Genomic DNA, 17,987 nt, shown 5'->3' with positions numbered 1-17,987 from the left:
TCCCGGGTGCTGGCCGCCATGTCCCACCCGCTCCGCCGCCGGCTGATGGACGTGCTGAAGGTCTACGGTCCGGCCACCGTCAGCACGCTCGCCGAGCGCACCGGGCAGGCGGTCGCGAACGTCAGCCACCACCTGAAGGTGCTGGCCGCCGCCGACCTGGTCGAGGAGGCGCCGGAACTGGCCCGGGACCGCCGGGAACGCTGGTGGCGGCTGGTCTCGGCCGGCCTGCGCTGGTCCGGCGCCGACTTCGCCGACGACCCGTCCGCGCAGGCGGTGCAGCAGGCGGCCGTCTCGCTCAACCTCGACCGCCAGATCGGCCTGGTCCGGGACTGGCACGCCGTCGCCGACGACGAGCGCGCCGCCTGGGACGAGGCGCCCTTCTCGACCGACCGCTGGCTGCGGCTCACCCCGGCCGAACTGGCCGAGTTCGAGGCCGAACTGCTGTCCCTGCTGTCCCGCTGGGGCGACCGCGAGCTGCCGGACGACGGGCAGCGCCGCGACCCGGTGTTCTTCTTCGCCCACGGCATCCCGGCACAGCCCTGACCTGACCCGGTGGGCAAACCGCCGGCCCGGTGGGCACACCGCCGGTAGGCACGAGCCCTCGACACGAGCCCTCGACACGAGCCCCCGACCAGAGAACGAGGTCAGCGGGAGTGAGGAGACGAGATGAGCCTGCTCCGACACCGAGACTTCCGGCTGTTCTGGATCGGTCAGGCCGGCAGCAGCTTCGGCGCCAGCGTCACCAGTGTGGCGCTGCCGCTGGTCGCCGTCGCCACCCTCGGCGCCAACACCTTCCAGGTTGCGCTGCTGACCGCCGCGACCTGGCTGCCCTGGCTACTGGTCGGGCTGCCGGCCGGTGCCTGGGTGGACCGGCTGCCCTGCCGGCCGGTGATGGTGACCTGCGACCTGGTCGCCGCGCTGCTCTTCGTCAGCGTGCCGGTGGCCGGCTGGCTCGGCGTACTCACCATCGGGCAGCTGCTGGCCGTGGCGTTGGCCGGTGGCACGGTGAGCGTCTTCTTCAAGACCGCGTACCAGGTCTACCTGCCCACCCTGCTGGCCCGGGCCGACCTGCCGGAGGGTAACGCGAAGTTGCAGGGCACCGAGGCGGTGTCCCAGGTGGCCGGGCCGGGGGCGGCGGGCCTGCTGGCCAGCCTGGTCGGCGCGGCGACGGCGCTGCTGGTGGACGTGCTCACCTTCGTCGGCTCGGCCGTCTGCCTGCTGTCGATCCGCCGACCGGAGCCGCGCCGCGACACCGGTCCGGCGCCGGGCTTCGGCCGGCAGATCGCCGAAGGGGTACGGTTCACCGCCCGCGACCCCTACCTGCGGGTGCTCACCGTCTGGGGAGCGGTCAGCAACGTCGGCCTGGTCGGGTACCAGGCGATCCTGGTCGTCTTCCTGGTCCGCGAGGTCGGCCTCGGTCCGGGTACGGTCGGCGGCCTGGTCGCCCTGATGAGCCTCGGCGGGGTGATCGGCGCCGCCGTCGCCACCCGGCTGTCCCGACGGCTGGGCAGTGCCCGAGCGCTGCTGCTCTGCGCCCTCGGCGCGGAACCGTTCGCGCTGCTGATCCCGATGACCGCACCCGGTGCCCGGCTCGGGCTGGTGGTGGTGGCCGGCGTGGTGATCGGCGCCGGAGTTGTCGCCGGCAACGTGATCAAGAGCGGCTTCCGCCAGGCATACGTGCCGCACCGGCTGCTCGGCCGGGTCGTGGTGACCATGCAGGCGGTCAACTACGGCACCATCCCGCTCGGTGCCGTACTCGGCGGTGCCCTCGGTACGGCGTTCGGCCTCCGGCCGGCGATGTGGTTGATCACCGGCAGTCTGGCGCTGAGCGGGCTGGTCCTGCTGACCGGCCCGCTGCGCCGGCACCGGAACCTGCCCGAACCGTCCGGTACGCAGGTGCCGGCACCGGCCTGCCCGGGGCCTCGCGACCTGGTCAGCGCGGCTGGACGTTAGCCGCCTGCGGGCCCTTCTCGCCCTGGGTGACGTCGAATTCGACCTTCTGCCCCTCGTTGAGCTCCCGGTAGCCGGACGTCGAGATCGCGGAGTAGTGGACGAACACGTCCGGCCCTCCGCCGTCCTGCTCGATGAAGCCGAAGCCCTTTTCCGAGTTGAACCACTTCACGGTTCCGCTTGCCATGGGTGTCTCCTTAGCGGCGCGCCCGGTGCGTGGCGTGCCTCGTACGCCACCGACAGTAGCGGTCCGGGGTATCCGGCGCGGCCGGAAGCCGGGAGTCGGCGGGGGCGAGTCGGAGTTCGACGGTCGGAGTCCACCGGTCGGGAGGCCGGAAGTAGGTGGAGCTAGCTGCCTCGGCCTACGCCGAGCGGTGGAGTCACCCCTAGATCGGGTCAGGGTTGCCCGCGCCGCTTACCAGGGCTCGGCCCGGATGTCCGGGGCATTCCCGGTCCGTAACGTTCCTGACGTGGCGGACTGGCTGGTTCAGGTGGGGGAACTGCCGTCGGGGGTCTTCCTGGCGGTGCTCGGCGGAGTCATGATGCTGGACGCGATTCCGTTGCTCGGCGTACTGGTGCCGGGCGACGTCGCGGTGCTGGCGGCGGTGGGGGTCGGTCGGCCCGCGAGCGTGGGGGCGTTCCTGGCGGTGATCGGCGGCTGCCTCGGCGGCTGGTCGCTCACCTTCTTCGCCGGTCGTCGGTTCGGCACCCGGCTGCGGAACAGCCGTACCGGGGCGTGGATCGGGGAGGCGCGCTGGTCGGCCGCCGAGCGGATGCTCGGCAGTGGCGGGGGCCGGATGGTGATGGTGGCGCCCTTCCTGCCGGTGCTGAACGCGCTGCTGCCGCTCGCGGCGGGCGGGCTGCGGATGTCGTACCGGCGGTTCGTGAGCTTCGCGGCGGTCGGCGCGGTGCTCTGGGCCGGGCTCTACATGCTGCTCGGCATCCTGGCCCGGTCGGTCGGCGGGCTGCTGCCCGGCGAGTCGTTCGCCATGCTCGGCACGGTGGGCTTCGGGATGATCTTCGGTGCGCTCGTCCTGCTGGGCGTGCGCCGCCGACTCGCCTCGACGGTGCCGGGCTGACCGGGCGACGCCCGGTGTTCGGGGGGTGATCGGGTGACGCCGGCCGGCCGGGGGGCCGCCGGTCGGCGTCACCCGGGGGCGGCTCACGGAACCCGGGCGGCCCACGTCAGCAGGGGAGTCGACCACCAGGCCGCCGGTGACCCCCACGAGTGGGCACCCCACGAGATCGTGCCCCGACCGGGCTGGTCCGACCGGCTGGCATACTGGCCTGCCATGGTGTTGTCACGGCGCTGGGCCACGTTCCTGATCCTGGTCGGCGTGTGGACCTGGGTGATCTGGCCCCGGTTCGCCGTCGCTATCTGGAACGACGCCCGGGCCTGGTCGACCGGGGAGATCGGGCAGGGTAGCCCGACGAGCTTCCTGTGGGTGCACGCGCTGCTGATCGGGGCGTCTTTGGCGATCGGGACCACCGTCGGCGTGCTCGGCGTACGCGCCTGGTTGGCGGGACGGCGGCAACGGTCCTGAACCGGGAGTGGGCCGCCGGCCGGCGTACCCCCGTCGTGACCATCGCCGGCCGGCGAGTCGTGGGCCCCGGTGTCGATCCGGGCACACCGCCATCATGAGTGGCGGCCGAGCAGCCAACGCCCGCGCCCACGCTGTCCACAGTGGATGGCATCGAGACCTCGCCGGGAGTCGAACCCGAATCACCCGCTTTGCAGGCGGGACGCCCCACCGGGGACGAAACGAGGTCATCGCCACGACCTCCGGTGACCGGAGGCGTGCGTGCGGGTGGGAGGACTCGAACCTCCTCAGCGCAAAGCATCTGCTTTACAGGCAGACCCGACTCTCCACCGTCGGCGCACCCGCGTGGGTGACTGGCGGGACTCGAACCCGCGACCTCCGGATCCACAGTCCGGCGCTCTTCCTGCTGAGCCACAGTCACCATTTCCGGCCGAGCCACGGCCACCGTCGTGGCCGCTCGGCGAGTACCCGGACCTGGGATCGAACCAGGGACCTCCTCGGTGTGAACGAGGCGCTCCTCCGCTGAGCTATCCGGGCGCCGCTCCACCCGGACCGGGGGAGCGTGGATCGGGGGAACCTGGATCGGGTAGCGCCGACGGGATTCGAACCCGCGAAATCCAGGGTGAAAGCCTGGCGACTCTAGCCACTCGTCCACGGCGCCATGTGCGTGTTCCGGGCTGGACTCGAACCAGCGACCTTCGCGGTGTCGACGCGATGCTCCTCCGACTGAGCTACCGGAACGGGAGCGGGACCGGGAGTCGAACCCGGGGCCTGCGGCTTATGAGACCGCCGCGCTACCACTGCGCTATCCCGCGAGTACGCCGCCAGGGACTTGAACCCTGAACCCACGCATTAAGAGTGCGTTGCTCTGACCATTGAGCTAGCGGCGCATGACATTGCAGAGAGAGGAAGGCGGAGGAGTCGAACCCCTGCCGTTGCCGACACCCCGGTTTTCAAGACCGGTCGCCCGCCACCGGGCGGCGCCTTCCGAGAGTTTGGCGGACCCCCGGGGTATGCCCTGCCCCGGGGGCCCTCAAGATTCCACCCGTTCGCACGCCAGCGGCGTTTAAGGCCCACGATCAGTCTGCGGTCGACGTGCTTTGCCATTAAGCGACCGCCGCAGGAAGAGCGGCAGACTGGACTCGAACCAGCATCTCGTCGAGATTGTCGTGGTCGGTAGGTCTGGCGATGGGTGGGGGTGCTGAGCCTGGAGCGATAGTCTCAGCCTGCTCGGTGCCGGCCTGCCTCTACCGGTTGGGCTACCTCGGCCCGAAGTGCCGAGGGGAGGACTCGAACCTCCACTGGAACCGTCACCTTGATGAGTCTGACGAGTCAGTCTCAGTCTCGGCGCATTTCGCGCCACCCCCCGCTCCACGGGGGTGCCTGGGAGACTACCCGAACAGGTAGCCGAAAACCTCGTCGCCGACCGTACGGTCCTCGACGGTGGTGCTGTTCGCCTCCTCGCGGGCCACCTTCACCGCCTCCAGCAGCTTGTCGACCCGGCCGCGCAGCACCTTGACCCGCTCGGCGGGCAGCGCGCCGGAGAGCTTGACCGTGGTCCAGGTGCCCACCGGTACGTCCTCGGTGTAGACCTCGACCTGCGCCGGGTGCTTCTCGGTCGCCTCGGCCTTCACGTGGTTGCGGTGCACCTTGCGCATCTTCTGCGTCTGGCTCGGCGTACTCGCGTGGCAGCCCCGGTCGGGGTCGAACTCCCACCGCTCCGCCGCGTCCAGGGTGGCCAGTCCGTCGACGAAGGTGCGCAGGTCGACGAGCTGCTTCTCCAGGAAGAGCAGATAGGTGACCGGTGCCTCCCGGACCAGCGTCCGGCCGTCGACCACGACGTCGGCCTTGGCGGTGGCGTTGCCGGTGTCCTGGAGGAACTGGAGGTCGAAGAGCCGACCCATGGTCGAGGCAACCTCGTCGAGCACCTCCTGGACGGTGTACTGCACCCGGGTCGACTCCGGCGGCAACTGCTCGCGGATGTCGTCGGCGAACGGCTGGTACGTCCGGGAGATGCCGGACAGCGGCGGTGCCTTCTGGGTACGCCGGTGCGCGTCGGTGAGTTCCCGCTTGGCCTGCGGCTTGAAGCCCTGCACGAGCGCATTGATTTTGTGCAGTTCGGTCGGATTCGGCACCATGATCCTCTCGGTCTCGTCGGGCAGACGTTAGTCGTCGTCGCCACGTACGGCGACCCTGTCGAAGTCGGGACGGCCGGATTTGAACCGACGACCTCCGCACCCCCAGTGCGGCGCGCTACCAAGCTGCGCCACGTCCCGTTGTCGTACCCCTGGGAGGAGTCGAACCTCCGACCTTCTGGTTCGTAGCCAGACACTCTGTCCACTGAGCTACAGGGGCGTGAAGCGGAAGGAGAGGGATTCGAACCCTCGCCGGTTACGAGCCGGTCCGCCTTAGCAGGGCGGTGCCATGGACCTCTCGGCCATCCTTCCGAAACCGCGCCGACGGCGCGTGACGTACCCGGAGCAGGAGTCGAACCTGCAACGCACCGGTTCTGAGCCGGCGGCCTCTACCGTTGGGCTACCCGGGCATACGTGGAGTGACGCGGGATCGAACCGCGCACGCGCAGCTTGCAAGGCAACACTGTGCACCAGCACCCACCCCGAAGTGCCCTCGGCGCGACTCGAACGCGCACGTGACCAGGCTCTCGACCTGGCGCCTCTACCAATTGGGCCACGAGGGCATCGCGCTCCCGGACAAGGATTTGAACCTCAATTTCCTGAGCCAGAATCAGGCGTCCTGCCAGTTGGACGATCCGGGAATGGTGGCCGGCGGGGGAGAGTCCGCCGGCCGCGCTCAGCGCCGGGTCAGCGCGGCCCAGCTCGGGACCGTCGCCGCCGACCGCAGCACCATGCCCGCCTCGGCGGGGGTGCGGTCTGCCTTGCGCTGGTTGCAGCCGTCGCAGGACGCGACGGTGTTGGTCCAGGTGTTCCGGCCACCGCGGGAGCGGGGCAGGATGTGGTCGACGGTGCTCGCGTGGCCGCCGCAGTAGCCGCACCGGCGCCCGTCCCGGGTGAGTACGCCCGGCCGGGACCACGCGGGCCCGGAGCTGAAGCGCCACCTGGTGACGACGTACCGGACCAGTCGGACCACCGTCGGGACCGGGTAGACCCCGATCAGCCGGTCCGGCTCGGCCTCGTGCACCTCGGCGACGCGCCGGACCAGCATCCGGACGGCGTGCCGGAGACTGACCCGGTGGAGCGGGCCGAGATCGGCGTTGATGACCAGGACGTCCACCGGATACCTCCTTCTCTCGTCGTTGTGCGGGAACTTCCGTCATAAGGTTCGGAGCGGCTACCGGGACTTGAACCCGGGACCTCCACCATGGCAAGGTGGCGCGCTACCAACTGCGCTACAGCCGCATGGAAATGCTCCGGGTGCGATTCGAACGCACACTGTGCGCGTTTTGAGCGCGCTGCCTCCTGCCGTTGGGCTACCGGAGCGGGTAGCCGGGGAAGCTGGACTCGAACCAGCACGAGCGTTACCGTCTCCCGGTTCAAAGCCGGGCATGTTGCCAGTTACACCATTCCCCGGCGGGGCACTGCGAGCGGCCACGGAGAATCGAACTCCGGTCCTCTGGGTGGAAACCAGGCGCTCTTCCGTTGAGCTATGACCGCGATGTCGTACGTAGACCGTGCCGGGATCGAACCGGCCTTCTCCAGAGTGAGAGTCTGGCGAGATAACCACTACTCCAACGGTCCGTGCGGGGCTGGCCGCCCCGAGTCCTTCCGTCCGGGACCCGAGAATCGAACTCGGTGTCTCCTGTACCCAAAACAGGCGGGTCAGCCGTCTCCCTCGCCCCGGATCCGCCCGGCCGGCGCGGTGGTACGCCGCCGGCCGGGCATCGGTAATGCCATCCACTGTGGAGTTTTCAACGTGGTACCGGTCCCGCCGGCCGAGGTCGGGGGAGAAAGCAGGGGTGACAGGACTCGAACCTGCAACCTTCGGATTTGGAGGCCGCTGCGCTGCCAGTTGCGCCACACCCCTGTGGCGTGGTGAATGGCCCGTGGGTAAGGACGCGTGAGCGCAGACCCATGGGTAAAGAAAAGCCGCCCGGTCCCGGTCTGGGTGGGCGGCGTGGACGCGAGTGAAGTCGCGTTACGTCCGCCAGCCGCCCAGCTCGGCACATTCGCCGCTGCTTAGGTGGACGGGTCGCCCGAGCGAGGCACAACCCTTCGAGGCGTACGGCATCTGCCGCCACGCTCGCGAGAAGGCCTGCCACAACATCGGATGCTCCCTGTCGTCTCGGTGTCGCTTTGTTGATCGCTGTGGTAACTACGGTAGGTGCCGCCCCGGCCCGGAGCAACATCTTTTTCGACCTTTCCCGCGCCTAGTCGAATTGCCGGCCCGGAATACCTGCTCGACGGCACGGCCACGCCGACCGGGGACGCGGTGGAACGGCGGTGCCGGCACCGGCGGTCTCCGGTGCCAGCACGGTCCTTCCCGGACAGTGGATTCCGGACTCAGGTGGCGCGTCCGACCAGCCGGGCCACTGCCGCCGCGACCAGGTCCGGGGCCTGGACCTGCGGGAAGTGGCCCACTCCGGGGGCCATCACCACCTCGGCCCCGAGCTGTCCGCCGATCCAGCGCGCCTCGGCCTCCGGGTCCTTCCAGTCCACGTCGGCGGCGCCCATCACGACGACGGCCGGGGCGGAGACCTCGGGGAGCCGTTGTCGGGCCGGTTCGTGCGAGGTGCGGGTGGTCTGCACGAAGGCCCGCCAGTGCCCGGGGCGCCGCAGGTTGTCCCTGACCCGGGCCAGGTGTTCCGGGTACCCCTCGGGCTTGGTGCCGGGCAGCCATTTCGGGTAGTAGCCGAGGAAGGCCGCCGGGCCCCAGGGCCGGACGAGCATCACCCGGAACAGCAGGCCCAGCAGCGCGGCTCCGGCGGGCTGTCGGACGAAGGGGCCGAGCAGGGCGAGGCCGCGTACCTTCTCCGGGGCGTCGGCGGCGGCGATCACGCTGGCGCCGGCACCCATGGAGTTGCCGACCAGGAACGCCGGCCCGCCGAGTTCGTCGACGAGCGCGAGCAGGTCGCTGGCGAGGGCGACGTCGTCGTACCCGGAAAAGGTCGCATCGCTGTCGCCGTGCCCCCGGATGTCGAGTACGGCGACCCGGTGGCCCGCCTCGACCAGCTTCGGCACCAGCAGCCGGTACGACTGGCGCAGCTCGCCCATGCCGGGAGCGCAGATCACCAGCGGCCCCTCGCCGTCCCAGAGGTCGTACGCGAGACGCCCGTCCGGGCGACGGAGAAAGCGGGTGTCAGTCATAGCCTAAAAGCTACACCCATTAGCCAAGTGCGCCAAGTACCGGGGCACACCCGCCGGCTACCGGCCGGAATGCCCCGGGTGGCCATGGGTCACCAGCCCCGGGCGCGCCACTCCGGCAGGGCGGGCCGTTCGGCGCCGAGCGTGCTGTCCCGGCCGTGCCCGGGATAGAACCAGGTCTCGTCGGGCAGCCGGTCGAAGAGCTTCTGCTCCACGTCGTTGATCAGCGAGCCGAACCGCACCGGGTCGCGGTCGGTGTTGCCGACCCCACCCGGAAACAGCGAGTCCCCGGTGAACAGGTGCGTCCCGTCGACGTCGTCCCGGTAGAGCAGTGCGACCGAGCCCGGGGTGTGCCCGACGATGTGGATCACCTCCAGCTCGCGGTTGCCGACCCGGATCCGGTCGCCGTCGGCGAGCGGTTCGGAGGCGATCGGCAGCCCGTCGGCGTCGGCGGCGTGCACCAGCGACCGCGCCCCGGTGCTGGCCACCACCTCCTCCAGGGCCACCCAGTGGTCCATGTGCCGGTGTGTGGTGACCACCGCGGCCAGGCCGCCGTCACCGACCAGCGCCAACAGCCGGGGTGCCTCGTTGGCCGCGTCGATCAGCACCTGTTCGCCGGTCGAGGTGCAGCGCAGCAGGTACGCGTTGTTGTCCATCGGGCCGACCGAGAGCTTGCTGACGATGAGGCCGGTCAGCTCGCGTACGTCGGCCGGTCCGTCGGCGACGACGTCTCCGGTGTAGCTCATCTTTCGGGTGCCTCCGAGTCGGTTCGGCGGGTCAGATCCAGGGCGGGGGTGCCGGTAGCGGCCCGGCGGGCGTGACCACCAGACCGGTACCGCTGCTCCGGCCGGTGAGCCAGCCGGCCAGTTCGTGTGCCGGACCGGCGACGGTGCGCAGTTCCGGTCCGCTGTCGGGGGCCGGGATCCCGACCGGCCGGCCCCGGCCGGTACCCACGGTCAGCGGCTGCCCGGTCTCCGCCGGACGCAGTACCAGCGCCAGCGGGTCGTCCCGGCCGGCCAGGTCGTGCGCCACCTCGTGCAGCAGCCGCTGGCCGAACGCGTCCGGCCAGTCGGCGCTCCGGTAGCCGGCGGCGAGGTCGACGTGGTGCACCTCCACCTCCCGCAGCCGTCCCCAGGCGAGGGTGGCGGCGGGCCGGAGCCCCCGGGTGGACCGGACCTGCCCGGCCCACGCCTCGGCGGGCATCTGCCGGGCGGCCTCGGCGAACCGCTCCGCGCTGGCCCGCAGGTCGGCGAGGTGCGCGGCGGCCGGCCGGGCCGCGCCGGCCGCGATGTCCGCGTTCCGGGCCACAGCGCTCGGGTACTGCGGGATGTCCGCACCGGTACGCGCCGAGGTCAACAGGTTGACGTAGCTGTCGGCGTTACGGGCGAGGTGGGTGAGGACGTGCCCCCGGGTCCAGCCGGGCAGTAGCGACGGCTCGCCGATCGCCGCGTCGTCGAGCCCGTCGACGGTCCGCAACAGCCGCTCCGTCGCCCGGTCCACCTCCGGCAGCAGCGCCAGTGGGTCGAGTGTCACGACTTACGACGATAGCGGGCGTCGGCCGGATGGTCCGGTACGCCTCCACCGGATGTCGCCGGAGCCGGGACGGGCGCGGAATTGGCTTTCGGTGCGGCCGGGCCACCACCTACCGTCGATACCGCACCCGGAGCCGTGAGGAGGTGGGATGCATGCCGGTCGCAGTGCGCGTGGCCACCGTTTCCACTTCTCGTATCCACTCCTGACGACAAAGGGTTGACATGACCTTCGATCTCGCGTCCTTCGGTTGGGACGCGTCCCTGGCCGCGGCGTACCCGGACCGTGGCGACGATCTCCGGCCCGGCCGGGTGGTCCGGGCCGACCGGGGAATCTGTACGGTGCTCGGCCCGGCCGGCCCGGTCCGGGCCAGTCTCGGCGGCGGCGTACTCGTGGCGGCGGCCCGGGACGCGGTGAACCTGCCGTGTGCCGGTGACTGGGTACTGGTCCGGAGTTGGCCGGACCGGCGGCTGACCGTGGAGACGGTGCTGCCCCGGCGTACCGCGATCGTCCGGCGTACCGCCGACAAGGACTCGTCCGGCCAGGTGCTGGCGGCGAACGTCGACGCGGCGGCGGTGATCGAGCCGCTGCATCCGTCGCCGGACGTGGCCCGGATCGAGCGGCTGCTCGCGCTTGCCTGGGAGTCGGGCGCCCGGCCGCTGGTGGTGCTCACCAAGTGTGACCTGGTCGCCGACCCGGCGGCGGTGGCCGCCCAACTCGGCCAGGTGGCACCGGGCGTCGAGGTGCTGCCGGTGAGCGCCCAGCGCGGCACCGGGCTGGCCGAACTGCGCCCGTGGGTCGCCGCCGGCCGTACGCTGGCGCTGCTCGGGCCGTCCGGGGCCGGCAAGTCGACCCTGGTGAACGCGCTGGCCGGGGCGACGGTGATGACCACCCAGGGGGTACGCGGGGTGGACGGCAAGGGCCGGCACACCACCACGCACCGGCAACTGATCCCGATTCCGGGCGGGGGAGCGGTGCTGGACACCCCGGGGGTGCGGGCGGTGGGCCTGCTCGACGCGGCAACCGGGCTGGACCAGGCTTTCGCGGACGTGGCGGAACTCGTCGCCGCCTGCCGGTTCGCCGACTGCGGGCACCGGGGCGAGCCGGGCTGCGCGGTCCAGGTCGCGCTGGACGCCGGCGAGTTGAGCCCACGGCGCTGGACGAGCTGGCAGAAGCTCCAACGCGAGGTGGCGTACGAGACACGTCGCCGGGACGCCCGGTTGGCCGCCGAGGAGCGGCACAGGTGGAAGCGGATCACCAAGGAGCACCGGAGCCGGGGCGGCCCGGCGCGCTGACCGGTGGGGGGATCGGGAGCGCACTCGCCCGGGACCTGCGGTCCGTCCGACCGCAGGGTCCGGGACACCGGCGACCGTGGCGTCGATCGATCGAGCATCGAGGTGTTGAGCTGCGGGAATCTGCCGGTGCGGAAAACTGTCATACGCCGGGGCTAGAGTTGCCGAGGCGCTCCTCTGCGCCAGTAAATCGGACAGAACATATCTTTTCTCCCCGGGAGTGCGCGGACAGTGGCCGACCGACTGATCATCCGTGGCGCGCGTGAACACAACCTGCGCGACGTCAACCTCGACCTGCCGCGCGACGCCATGATCGTCTTCACCGGGCTCTCCGGTTCCGGTAAATCCAGCCTGGCCTTCGACACGATCTTCGCCGAGGGCCAACGACGCTACGTCGAGTCGCTGTCGTCGTACGCCCGGCAGTTCCTCGGCCAGATGGACAAGCCGGACGTCGACTTCATCGAGGGGTTGAGCCCGGCCGTCTCGATCGACCAGAAGTCCACCTCGCGCAACCCGCGCTCCACCGTCGGCACCATCACCGAGGTCTACGACTACCTCCGGCTGCTCTTCGCCCGGGTCGGCGAGCCGCACTGCCCGGTCTGCGGCGAGAAGATCTCCCGGCAGAGCCCGCAGCAGATCGTCGACCGGGTGCTGGCGATGGAGGAGGGCATCCGGTTCATGGTGCTCGCCCCGGTGATCCGTGGCCGCAAGGGGGAGTACGTCGACCTCTTCGCCGAACTCCAGGCCAAGGGCTACGCCCGGGCCCGGGTCGACGGGGTGGTCTATCCGCTGACCGAGCCGCCGAAGCTGAAGAAGCAGGAGAAGCACACCATCGAGGTGGTGGTGGACCGGCTCACCGTCAAGGCGAGCGCCAAGCAGCGGCTCACCGACTCGGTCGAGGCCACGCTCGGGCTCTCCGGCGGGCTGGTGCTGCTCGACTTCGTCGACCTGCCCGAGGACGACCCGGGTCGGGAGCGGCGCTACTCCGAGCACCTGGCCTGCCCCAACGACCACCCGCTGGCGATCGAGGACCTCGAACCCCGGGTCTTCTCCTTCAACGCCCCGTACGGCGCCTGCCCGGAGTGCACCGGGCTGGGCACCAAGAAGGAGGTCGACGCCGAGCTGCTCATCCCGGACACCGAGCGGACCCTGCGGGAGGGCGCCGTCCAGCCGTGGGCCGGCGGGCAGACCCAGGAATACTTCCTCCGCCTGTTGCAGGCGCTGGGCGAGGCCGAGCACTTCGACCTGGACACGCCCTGGCGGGCGCTGCCGTCCCGGGCGCAGAAGACCATCCTGCACGGCTCCGGCGACCAGGTGCACGTCCGTTACCGCAACAAGTACGGCCGCGAGCGCTCCTACTACACCGGCTTCGAGGGCGTGGTGCAGTGGATCGAGCGCCGGCACAACGACACCGAGTCGGACTGGTCCCGCGACAAATACGAGGGCTACATGCGGGACGTGCCCTGCCCGGTCTGCCGGGGCAGCCGGCTCAAGCCGGAGGTGCTGGCGGTCACCCTGGGCGGGCGGAACATCGCCGAGGTCTGCGCGCTCTCGGTCGGCGAGTGCGCCGAGCTGCTCGGCGGGATGACCCTGACCGACCGGCAGAAGATGATCGCCGAGCGGGTGCTCAAGGAGATCAACGCCCGGCTGCGTTTCCTGGTCGACGTCGGCCTCGACTACCTGTCGCTGGACCGGGCGGCCGGCACGCTCTCCGGCGGCGAGGCGCAGCGGATCCGGCTGGCCACCCAGATCGGCTCCGGCCTGGTCGGGGTGCTCTACGTGCTGGACGAGCCGTCGATCGGCCTGCACCAGCGGGACAACCATCGGCTGATCGAGACGCTGGTCCGGCTCAAGGGGCTGGGCAACACGCTGATCGTGGTCGAGCACGACGAGGACACCATCCGTACGGCGGACTGGATCGTCGACATCGGGCCGGGCGCCGGTGAGCACGGCGGCAAGATCGTGCACAGCGGTTCGGTGCCGGACCTGCTGACCAACACCGAGTCGGTGACCGGGGCCTACCTGTCGGGGCGGAAGGTCATCCCGACGCCGAAGGGGCGCCGGCCGCAGACCCCGGGCCGGGAGTTGGTGGTGCAGGGGGCCCGCGAGCACAACCTGCGCAACCTCACCGTCTCGTTCCCGCTCGGGCAGTTCATCGCGGTCACCGGGGTCAGCGGTTCGGGCAAGTCGACGCTGGTCAACGACATCCTTTACGCCGTACTCGCCAACCAGATCAACGGCGCCCGGCTGGTGCCCGGCCGGCACACCCGGATCACCGGCCTGGAGAACGTCGACAAGGTGGTCGGGGTGGACCAGTCGCCGATCGGGCGCACCCCGAGGTCGAACCCGGCGACGTACACCGGGGTCTGGGACCACGTCCGCAAGCTCTTCGCGGAGACCACCGAGGCGAAGGTCCGGGGGTACGGGCCGGGCCGGTTCTCGTTCAACGTCAAGGGCGGTCGCTGCGAGGCGTGCAGTGGTGACGGCACGATCAAGATCGAGATGAACTTCCTGCCCGACGTCTACGTGCCGTGCGAGGTCTGCAAGGGTGCCCGGTACAACCGGGAGACCCTGGAGGTGCACTACAAGGGGCGGACGGTCTCGGACATCCTGGAGATGCCGATCGAGGAGGCGGCCGAGTTCTTCTCGGCGATCCCGGCCATCCACCGGCACCTGAAGACGCTGGTCGACGTCGGCCTCGGGTACGTCCGGCTCGGCCAGCCGGCGCCGACCCTCTCCGGCGGCGAGGCGCAGCGGGTCAAGCTCGCCTCCGAGTTGCAGAAGCGCTCCACCGGCCGCACGGTGTACGTGCTCGACGAGCCGACCACCGGGCTGCACTTCGAGGACATCCGCAAGCTGCTCGGCGTGCTGGACAGCCTGGTCGACAAGGGCAACACGGTGATCGTCATCGAGCACAACCTCGACGTGATCAAGACCGCCGACTGGCTGGTCGACATGGGCCCGGAGGGCGGGCACCGGGGCGGCACCGTGCTGGCCGCCGGCACCCCCGAGGAGTTGGCGGAGGTGCCGGAGAGCCACACCGGACAGTTCCTCCGGCCGGTGCTGGGGTTGACCGGGCCGGCCCGGGGAGCGAGCGCGGCGACCACCCGGGCAGCTCGGGCCAACGGCGGCGCGGCGAAGGTCAACGGCGGCGCGACCAGGGCGAACGGCGGTACCACCAAGACCGGTGACGGCTCCGCGAAGGCCGGGAACGGCCGGGCCGGTGCCGGTACGGTGAAGGGCGGCGCCACCCGGGCGGGCGGCGCGGCGAAGACGGCGACCGCGAAGACCGGCCCGGCGAAGAGCCGGCGTACCGGGACATCCTGACGCCGGTCCGGTTGAACCGGTTGGTGGATATATCCGTGTTCCCGGACGTGGCCGCGGAACGACCAGGAGCGCGGCGCCGAATAGGAAGGCTAGGTATGAGTGACGAACTGACCGGGCCGGGCACGCAGACCCGACGGGCGTTGTTGACGGGTGCGGGGGCGATCGGTGCGTCCGTGGTGCTGGCCGCGTGCGGCACCGGCGACGACGACGCGCTCGACGGCACCGGAAGCAGCCCGTCGGCCGGCGGCGCTCCGGCCCCCAGCGGTTCGGCAAGTGCTCCGGCCGAGGGCGGCGGTGGTGCCGCGCTGGCCAAGAAGAGCGAGATCCCGGTCGGCGGTGGCAAGATCATCCAGGACCAGCAGATCGTGGTCACCCAGCCGACCGAGGGCCAGTTCAAGGCCTTCAGCTCGATCTGCACCCACCAGCAGTGCCCGGTGACCGGCGTTGACGGCGGCACGATCAACTGTAGTTGCCACTTCAGCAAGTTCTCGGTGGCGGACGGCTCGGTCAAGGGTGGCCCGGCCACCAAGCCGCTGCCGGAGAAGAAGGTCACCGTCGAGGGGGACAACATCGTCCTGGCCTGAGCCGGGTTGCCTGGCGCGGCCGACCGTCGTCGCCGCGCCAGGCGGTGTCCCACCCGGGGACTAGGCTTGTCGGCGTGCCCGACCCCGCTACCTATCGCCCGGCACCGGGCACGATTCCCGATCTGCCCGGGGTCTACCGATTCCGCGATCCCAGCGGCCGGGTGATCTACGTCGGCAAGGCGAAGAGCCTGCGCAGCCGACTCAACTCCTACTTCGGCGACCTGTGGAATCTGCACCAGCGCACCCAGCAGATGGTCACCACCGCCGGCAGCGTCGACTGGGTCACCGTCGGCACCGAGGTCGAGGCGCTGCAACTCGAATACTCGTGGATCAAGCAGTACGACCCCCGGTTCAACGTGCGCTACCGGGACGACAAGTCGTACCCGTACCTCGCCGTCACGCTGGACGAGGAGTTTCCCCGGCTCCAGGTGATGCGGGGCGCCAAGCGCAAGGGGGTGCGCTACTTCGGGCCGTACTCGCACGCCTGGGCGATCCGCGAGACGCTCGACCTGCTGCTCCGGGTCTTCCCGGCTCGGACCTGCTCCGCCGGGGTGTTCCGGCGGCAGGCGCAGATCGGCCGGCCGTGCCTGCTCGGTGACATCGGCAAGTGCTCGGCGCCGTGCGTCGGGCGCGCCTCGGCCGAGGAGCACCGCCGGATCGTCGACGAGTTCTGCGACTTCATGGCCGGCCGCACCGACCAGATGGTCCGCCGGCTGGAACGCGAGATGGGCGAGGCCAGCGAGGCGCTGGAGTTCGAGCGGGCCGCGCGGCTGCGCGACGACATCGTGGCGTTGCGCCGGGCGATGGAGAAGCAGACCGTGGTGCTCGGCGACGGCACCGACGCCGACGTGGTGGCGTTCGCCGAGGACCCGCTGGAGGCGGCGGTCCAGGTCTTCCACGTCCGGGGCGGTCGGGTACGCGGCCAGCGCGGCTGGGTGGTGGAGAAGGTCGAGGACCTGACCACCGGGGACCTGGTGCACCACTTCTGCTCCCAGGTCTACGGCGGGGCGGAGGGCGAGGGCGACGTGCCCCGGGAACTGCTGGTGCCCGCCCTGCCGGCGGACTCCGACGCGCTCGCGGAGTGGCTGTCGGCGCACCGGGGCAGCCGGGTGGCCCTGCGGGTGCCGCAGCGCGGCGACAAGAAGTCGTTGCTGGAGACGGTCGCGCGGAACGCCGCCGAGGCGCTGACCCGGCACAAGCTGCGCCGGGCCGGCGACCTGACCACCCGCAGCGAGGCGCTGGACGAGATCACCGAGGCGCTCGGGCTGCGTACGGCGCCGCTGCGGATCGAGTGTTACGACGTCTCGCAGATCCAGGGCACCGACGTGGTGGCCAGCATGGTCGTCTTCGAGGACGGGCTGGCCCGCAAGAGCGAATACCGGCGGTTCATGGTGCGCGGCGCCACCGACGACCTGTCGGCGCTCTCCGAGGTGCTGCGTCGACGGTTCGCCCGCTACCTCCAGGCCCGGGGCGAGACGGGCGAGATCGGCGACGAGATGGCCTCCGACCCGGACCGGCCGGGCATCGACCCGACCACCGGGCGACCGCGCAAGTTCGCGTACCCGCCGCAGTTGGTGGTGGTGGACGGCGGGCAGCCGCAGGTGGCCGCCGCTGCCGAGGTGCTGGCCGAGTTGGGCATCGACGACATCGCGCTGTGCGGGCTGGCCAAGCGGCTGGAGGAGGTCTGGCTGCCCGGTGACGAGTTCCCGGTGATCCTGCCCCGCACCTCGGAGGGGCTCTACCTGCTGCAACGGGTCCGGGACGAGGCGCACCGGTTCGCCATCACCTTCCACCGGCAGCGCCGCTCCAAGCGGATGACCGTCTCCGGTCTGGACCAGGTCCCCGGCCTCGGCGAGGTACGCCGCAAGGCGCTGCTGCGGCACTTCGGCTCGGTCAAACGGCTCTCGGCGGCCACCGTCGACGAGATCGCCGAGGTGCCGGGGGTGGGTCGGCGTACCGCCGAGGCGATCGTCGCGGCGCTGAACCCGACCGAGGCTCCGCAGGCCCGCTGACCCCGCAGCCGCACGGGCGAGTTGCCCTCGTCGTCGCTACAGCGCGATCGGGCGGTACGACAGCAGCCGCTCGACGATCTCCGCCGGCCCGGGGTCCGGCCCGAGTCCATGGTCCTCGGGGTGGTAAATCAGCCCGGTGGCGTGGCCGTCCGGTGTCGGACCCTGTCGGTCGAGCATCCGCAACCAGGCGTCGAGTTCCTCCTCGGTGCCCTCGGCCGACATGATCCGTTCGACCAGTCTCACCAGTTCGGCCCGGTCCCGCCGATCTGACCGGGGCAGGCCGGTGTTGTCGCCGATCGACCCGTCAACCACGACTCGCCCCCTCCGCACGACGACCCGAGAATACGGAATCCTGTCTCGGATCGACTGCGTGGATTGTCTGACCCGAGTTCATGATCAGGTCGGCCCGGGGGAATGATCGGGGGCGGCCGGTCGTTACATTACGCGTACGACCGAGTACCAAGGCCTGTGG

At 70.9% G+C, this 17,987-nt stretch carries 14 protein-coding genes, 21 tRNA genes and 1 pseudogene; 8 read left to right on the top strand and 28 right to left on the bottom strand.

Annotated features, from left to right (window positions below):
• Nucleotides 1–18: 18 nt before the first annotated feature.
• A complete protein-coding gene (locus Pen02_RS23825; protein ID WP_203868505.1) occupies nucleotides 19–543 on the top strand; it encodes an ArsR/SmtB family transcription factor in 525 nt (174 codons plus the stop codon).
• Between the two features lie 123 nt (nucleotides 544–666).
• Nucleotides 667–1,953 carry an MFS transporter gene (locus Pen02_RS23820; protein WP_203868305.1) on the top strand — a complete coding sequence of 429 codons (1,287 nt, stop codon included), beginning with the start codon at nucleotides 667–669 and terminating at the stop codon, nucleotides 1,951–1,953.
• On the opposite strand, the gene Pen02_RS23815 is transcribed toward Pen02_RS23820, so the two are convergent.
• Nucleotides 1,934–2,137 carry a cold-shock protein gene (locus tag Pen02_RS23815; protein ID WP_203868304.1) on the bottom strand — a complete coding sequence of 68 codons (204 nt, stop codon included), beginning with the start codon at nucleotides 2,135–2,137 and terminating at the stop codon, nucleotides 1,934–1,936. The two genes, Pen02_RS23820 and Pen02_RS23815, sit on opposite strands and share 20 nt — an antisense overlap.
• Before the next feature lie 283 nt (nucleotides 2,138–2,420).
• Here Pen02_RS23815 and Pen02_RS23810 point away from each other — a divergent pair, with 283 nt between their 5' ends.
• Nucleotides 2,421–3,029: a DedA family protein gene (locus Pen02_RS23810; protein ID WP_203868303.1), complete on the top strand. Its 609-nt coding sequence runs from the start codon at nucleotides 2,421–2,423 to the stop codon at nucleotides 3,027–3,029.
• Between the two features lie 213 nt (nucleotides 3,030–3,242).
• Nucleotides 3,243–3,494: an SCO4848 family membrane protein gene (locus tag Pen02_RS23805; protein ID WP_203868302.1), complete on the top strand. Its 252-nt coding sequence runs from the start codon at nucleotides 3,243–3,245 to the stop codon at nucleotides 3,492–3,494.
• Between the two features lie 153 nt (nucleotides 3,495–3,647).
• On the opposite strand, the gene Pen02_RS23800 is transcribed toward Pen02_RS23805, so the two are convergent.
• The 26 genes from Pen02_RS23800 to Pen02_RS23675 all read right to left on the bottom strand — a co-directional run bounded on the left by Pen02_RS23800 (nucleotide 3,648) and on the right by Pen02_RS23675 (nucleotide 10,303).
• A tRNA-Cys gene (locus Pen02_RS23800) sits at nucleotides 3,648–3,720 on the bottom strand.
• Between the two features lie 33 nt (nucleotides 3,721–3,753).
• Nucleotides 3,754–3,836, bottom strand: a tRNA-Tyr gene (locus Pen02_RS23795).
• A 3-nt stretch (nucleotides 3,837–3,839) separates the two neighbouring features.
• Nucleotides 3,840–3,912, bottom strand: a tRNA-His gene (locus Pen02_RS23790).
• A gap of 44 nt (nucleotides 3,913–3,956) precedes the next feature.
• Nucleotides 3,957–4,028, bottom strand: a tRNA-Val gene (locus Pen02_RS23785).
• A 50-nt stretch (nucleotides 4,029–4,078) separates the two neighbouring features.
• Nucleotides 4,079–4,152 (bottom strand) — tRNA-Glu (locus tag Pen02_RS23780).
• Nucleotides 4,153–4,159: 7 nt separating this feature from the next.
• Nucleotides 4,160–4,232: transfer RNA gene (locus tag Pen02_RS23775), tRNA-Val, on the bottom strand.
• Between the two features lie 2 nt (nucleotides 4,233–4,234).
• Nucleotides 4,235–4,306, bottom strand: a tRNA-Met gene (locus tag Pen02_RS23770).
• 2 nt (nucleotides 4,307–4,308) lie between these two features.
• Nucleotides 4,309–4,381 (bottom strand) — tRNA-Lys (locus Pen02_RS23765).
• A gap of 16 nt (nucleotides 4,382–4,397) precedes the next feature.
• Nucleotides 4,398–4,480: transfer RNA gene (locus Pen02_RS23760), tRNA-Ser, on the bottom strand.
• Between the two features lie 402 nt (nucleotides 4,481–4,882).
• A complete protein-coding gene (locus Pen02_RS23755; protein WP_203868301.1) occupies nucleotides 4,883–5,629 on the bottom strand; it encodes a DUF7873 family protein in 747 nt (248 codons plus the stop codon).
• Nucleotides 5,630–5,693: 64 nt separating this feature from the next.
• Nucleotides 5,694–5,767, bottom strand: a tRNA-Pro gene (locus Pen02_RS23750).
• A gap of 6 nt (nucleotides 5,768–5,773) precedes the next feature.
• Nucleotides 5,774–5,846 (bottom strand) — tRNA-Arg (locus tag Pen02_RS23745).
• Between the two features lie 6 nt (nucleotides 5,847–5,852).
• Nucleotides 5,853–5,938: transfer RNA gene (locus Pen02_RS23740), tRNA-Ser, on the bottom strand.
• Between the two features lie 25 nt (nucleotides 5,939–5,963).
• Nucleotides 5,964–6,036: transfer RNA gene (locus Pen02_RS23735), tRNA-Leu, on the bottom strand.
• A gap of 78 nt (nucleotides 6,037–6,114) precedes the next feature.
• A tRNA-Leu gene (locus Pen02_RS23730) sits at nucleotides 6,115–6,189 on the bottom strand.
• 6 nt (nucleotides 6,190–6,195) lie between these two features.
• Nucleotides 6,196–6,267: transfer RNA gene (locus Pen02_RS23725), tRNA-Gln, on the bottom strand.
• Between the two features lie 35 nt (nucleotides 6,268–6,302).
• Nucleotides 6,303–6,743 (bottom strand): HNH endonuclease, encoded by a 441-nt coding sequence (locus Pen02_RS23720; RefSeq protein ID WP_203868300.1) that lies wholly within the window; start codon nucleotides 6,741–6,743, stop codon nucleotides 6,303–6,305.
• Between the two features lie 52 nt (nucleotides 6,744–6,795).
• Nucleotides 6,796–6,868, bottom strand: a tRNA-Gly gene (locus tag Pen02_RS23715).
• A gap of 7 nt (nucleotides 6,869–6,875) precedes the next feature.
• Nucleotides 6,876–6,949: transfer RNA gene (locus Pen02_RS23710), tRNA-Leu, on the bottom strand.
• Between the two features lie 6 nt (nucleotides 6,950–6,955).
• Nucleotides 6,956–7,039, bottom strand: a tRNA-Gln gene (locus Pen02_RS23705).
• A gap of 13 nt (nucleotides 7,040–7,052) precedes the next feature.
• A tRNA-Gly gene (locus Pen02_RS23700) sits at nucleotides 7,053–7,123 on the bottom strand.
• Nucleotides 7,124–7,134: 11 nt separating this feature from the next.
• Nucleotides 7,135–7,207: transfer RNA gene (locus Pen02_RS23695), tRNA-Glu, on the bottom strand.
• A 213-nt stretch (nucleotides 7,208–7,420) separates the two neighbouring features.
• Nucleotides 7,421–7,493: transfer RNA gene (locus Pen02_RS23690), tRNA-Trp, on the bottom strand.
• A gap of 476 nt (nucleotides 7,494–7,969) precedes the next feature.
• Nucleotides 7,970–8,773: an alpha/beta fold hydrolase gene (locus Pen02_RS23685; protein ID WP_203868299.1), complete on the bottom strand. Its 804-nt coding sequence runs from the start codon at nucleotides 8,771–8,773 to the stop codon at nucleotides 7,970–7,972.
• 89 nt (nucleotides 8,774–8,862) lie between these two features.
• Nucleotides 8,863–9,516, bottom strand: coding sequence for an MBL fold metallo-hydrolase (locus Pen02_RS23680; protein ID WP_203868298.1), 654 nt, complete (start codon nucleotides 9,514–9,516; stop codon nucleotides 8,863–8,865).
• Between the two features lie 31 nt (nucleotides 9,517–9,547).
• Nucleotides 9,548–10,303, bottom strand: a complete 756-nt coding sequence (locus Pen02_RS23675; RefSeq protein WP_203868297.1) for a maleylpyruvate isomerase family mycothiol-dependent enzyme — start codon at nucleotides 10,301–10,303, stop codon at nucleotides 9,548–9,550.
• Between the two features lie 221 nt (nucleotides 10,304–10,524).
• Here Pen02_RS23675 and rsgA point away from each other — a divergent pair, with 221 nt between their 5' ends.
• The 4 genes and pseudogenes from rsgA (at nucleotide 10,525) to uvrC (ending at nucleotide 17,515) form a co-directional block, all read left to right on the top strand.
• Nucleotides 10,525–11,595, top strand: coding sequence for a ribosome small subunit-dependent GTPase A (rsgA, locus tag Pen02_RS23670; RefSeq protein ID WP_203868296.1), 1,071 nt, complete (start codon nucleotides 10,525–10,527; stop codon nucleotides 11,593–11,595).
• Nucleotides 11,596–11,823: 228 nt separating this feature from the next.
• Nucleotides 11,824–14,757: pseudogene (gene uvrA / locus Pen02_RS23665) on the top strand (excinuclease ABC subunit UvrA); the annotation flags it as partial.
• 257 nt (nucleotides 14,758–15,014) lie between these two features.
• Nucleotides 15,015–15,503 (top strand): Rieske (2Fe-2S) protein, encoded by a 489-nt coding sequence (locus Pen02_RS23660; protein ID WP_203868295.1) that lies wholly within the window; start codon nucleotides 15,015–15,017, stop codon nucleotides 15,501–15,503.
• A gap of 74 nt (nucleotides 15,504–15,577) precedes the next feature.
• Nucleotides 15,578–17,515 (top strand): excinuclease ABC subunit UvrC, encoded by a 1,938-nt coding sequence (gene uvrC / locus Pen02_RS23655; protein ID WP_203868294.1) that lies wholly within the window; start codon nucleotides 15,578–15,580, stop codon nucleotides 17,513–17,515.
• A gap of 36 nt (nucleotides 17,516–17,551) precedes the next feature.
• On the opposite strand, the gene Pen02_RS23650 is transcribed toward uvrC, so the two are convergent.
• Nucleotides 17,552–17,827 (bottom strand): bacteriocin immunity protein, encoded by a 276-nt coding sequence (locus Pen02_RS23650; RefSeq protein ID WP_203868293.1) that lies wholly within the window; start codon nucleotides 17,825–17,827, stop codon nucleotides 17,552–17,554.
• Nucleotides 17,828–17,987: the final 160 nt, after the last annotated feature.

Source organism: Plantactinospora endophytica (assembly GCF_016862915.1).
Lineage (GTDB): Bacteria > Actinomycetota > Actinomycetes > Mycobacteriales > Micromonosporaceae > Plantactinospora > Plantactinospora endophytica.
Note: the sequence above shows the minus strand (reverse complement) of the source record. Positions and strands in the feature narration are given on the sequence as shown.

What these genes read in the sequence shown, in the direction of transcription:
- Pen02_RS23680 (WP_203868298.1), bottom strand. Translation starts at nt 9,516, where the DNA reads ATGAGCTACACCGGAGACGTCGTCGCCGACGGACCGGCCGACGTACGC.
- Pen02_RS23805 (WP_203868302.1), top strand. Translation starts at nt 3,243, where the DNA reads ATGGTGTTGTCACGGCGCTGGGCCACGTTCCTGATCCTGGTCGGCGTG.
- Pen02_RS23660 (WP_203868295.1), top strand. Translation starts at nt 15,015, where the DNA reads ATGAGTGACGAACTGACCGGGCCGGGCACGCAGACCCGACGGGCGTTG.
- rsgA (WP_203868296.1), top strand. Translation starts at nt 10,525, where the DNA reads ATGACCTTCGATCTCGCGTCCTTCGGTTGGGACGCGTCCCTGGCCGCG.
- Pen02_RS23825 (WP_203868505.1), top strand. Translation starts at nt 19, where the DNA reads ATGTCCCACCCGCTCCGCCGCCGGCTGATGGACGTGCTGAAGGTCTAC.
- Pen02_RS23815 (WP_203868304.1), bottom strand. Translation starts at nt 2,137, where the DNA reads ATGGCAAGCGGAACCGTGAAGTGGTTCAACTCGGAAAAGGGCTTCGGC.
- Pen02_RS23755 (WP_203868301.1), bottom strand. Translation starts at nt 5,629, where the DNA reads ATGGTGCCGAATCCGACCGAACTGCACAAAATCAATGCGCTCGTGCAG.
- Pen02_RS23685 (WP_203868299.1), bottom strand. Translation starts at nt 8,773, where the DNA reads ATGACTGACACCCGCTTTCTCCGTCGCCCGGACGGGCGTCTCGCGTAC.
- Pen02_RS23820 (WP_203868305.1), top strand. Translation starts at nt 667, where the DNA reads ATGAGCCTGCTCCGACACCGAGACTTCCGGCTGTTCTGGATCGGTCAG.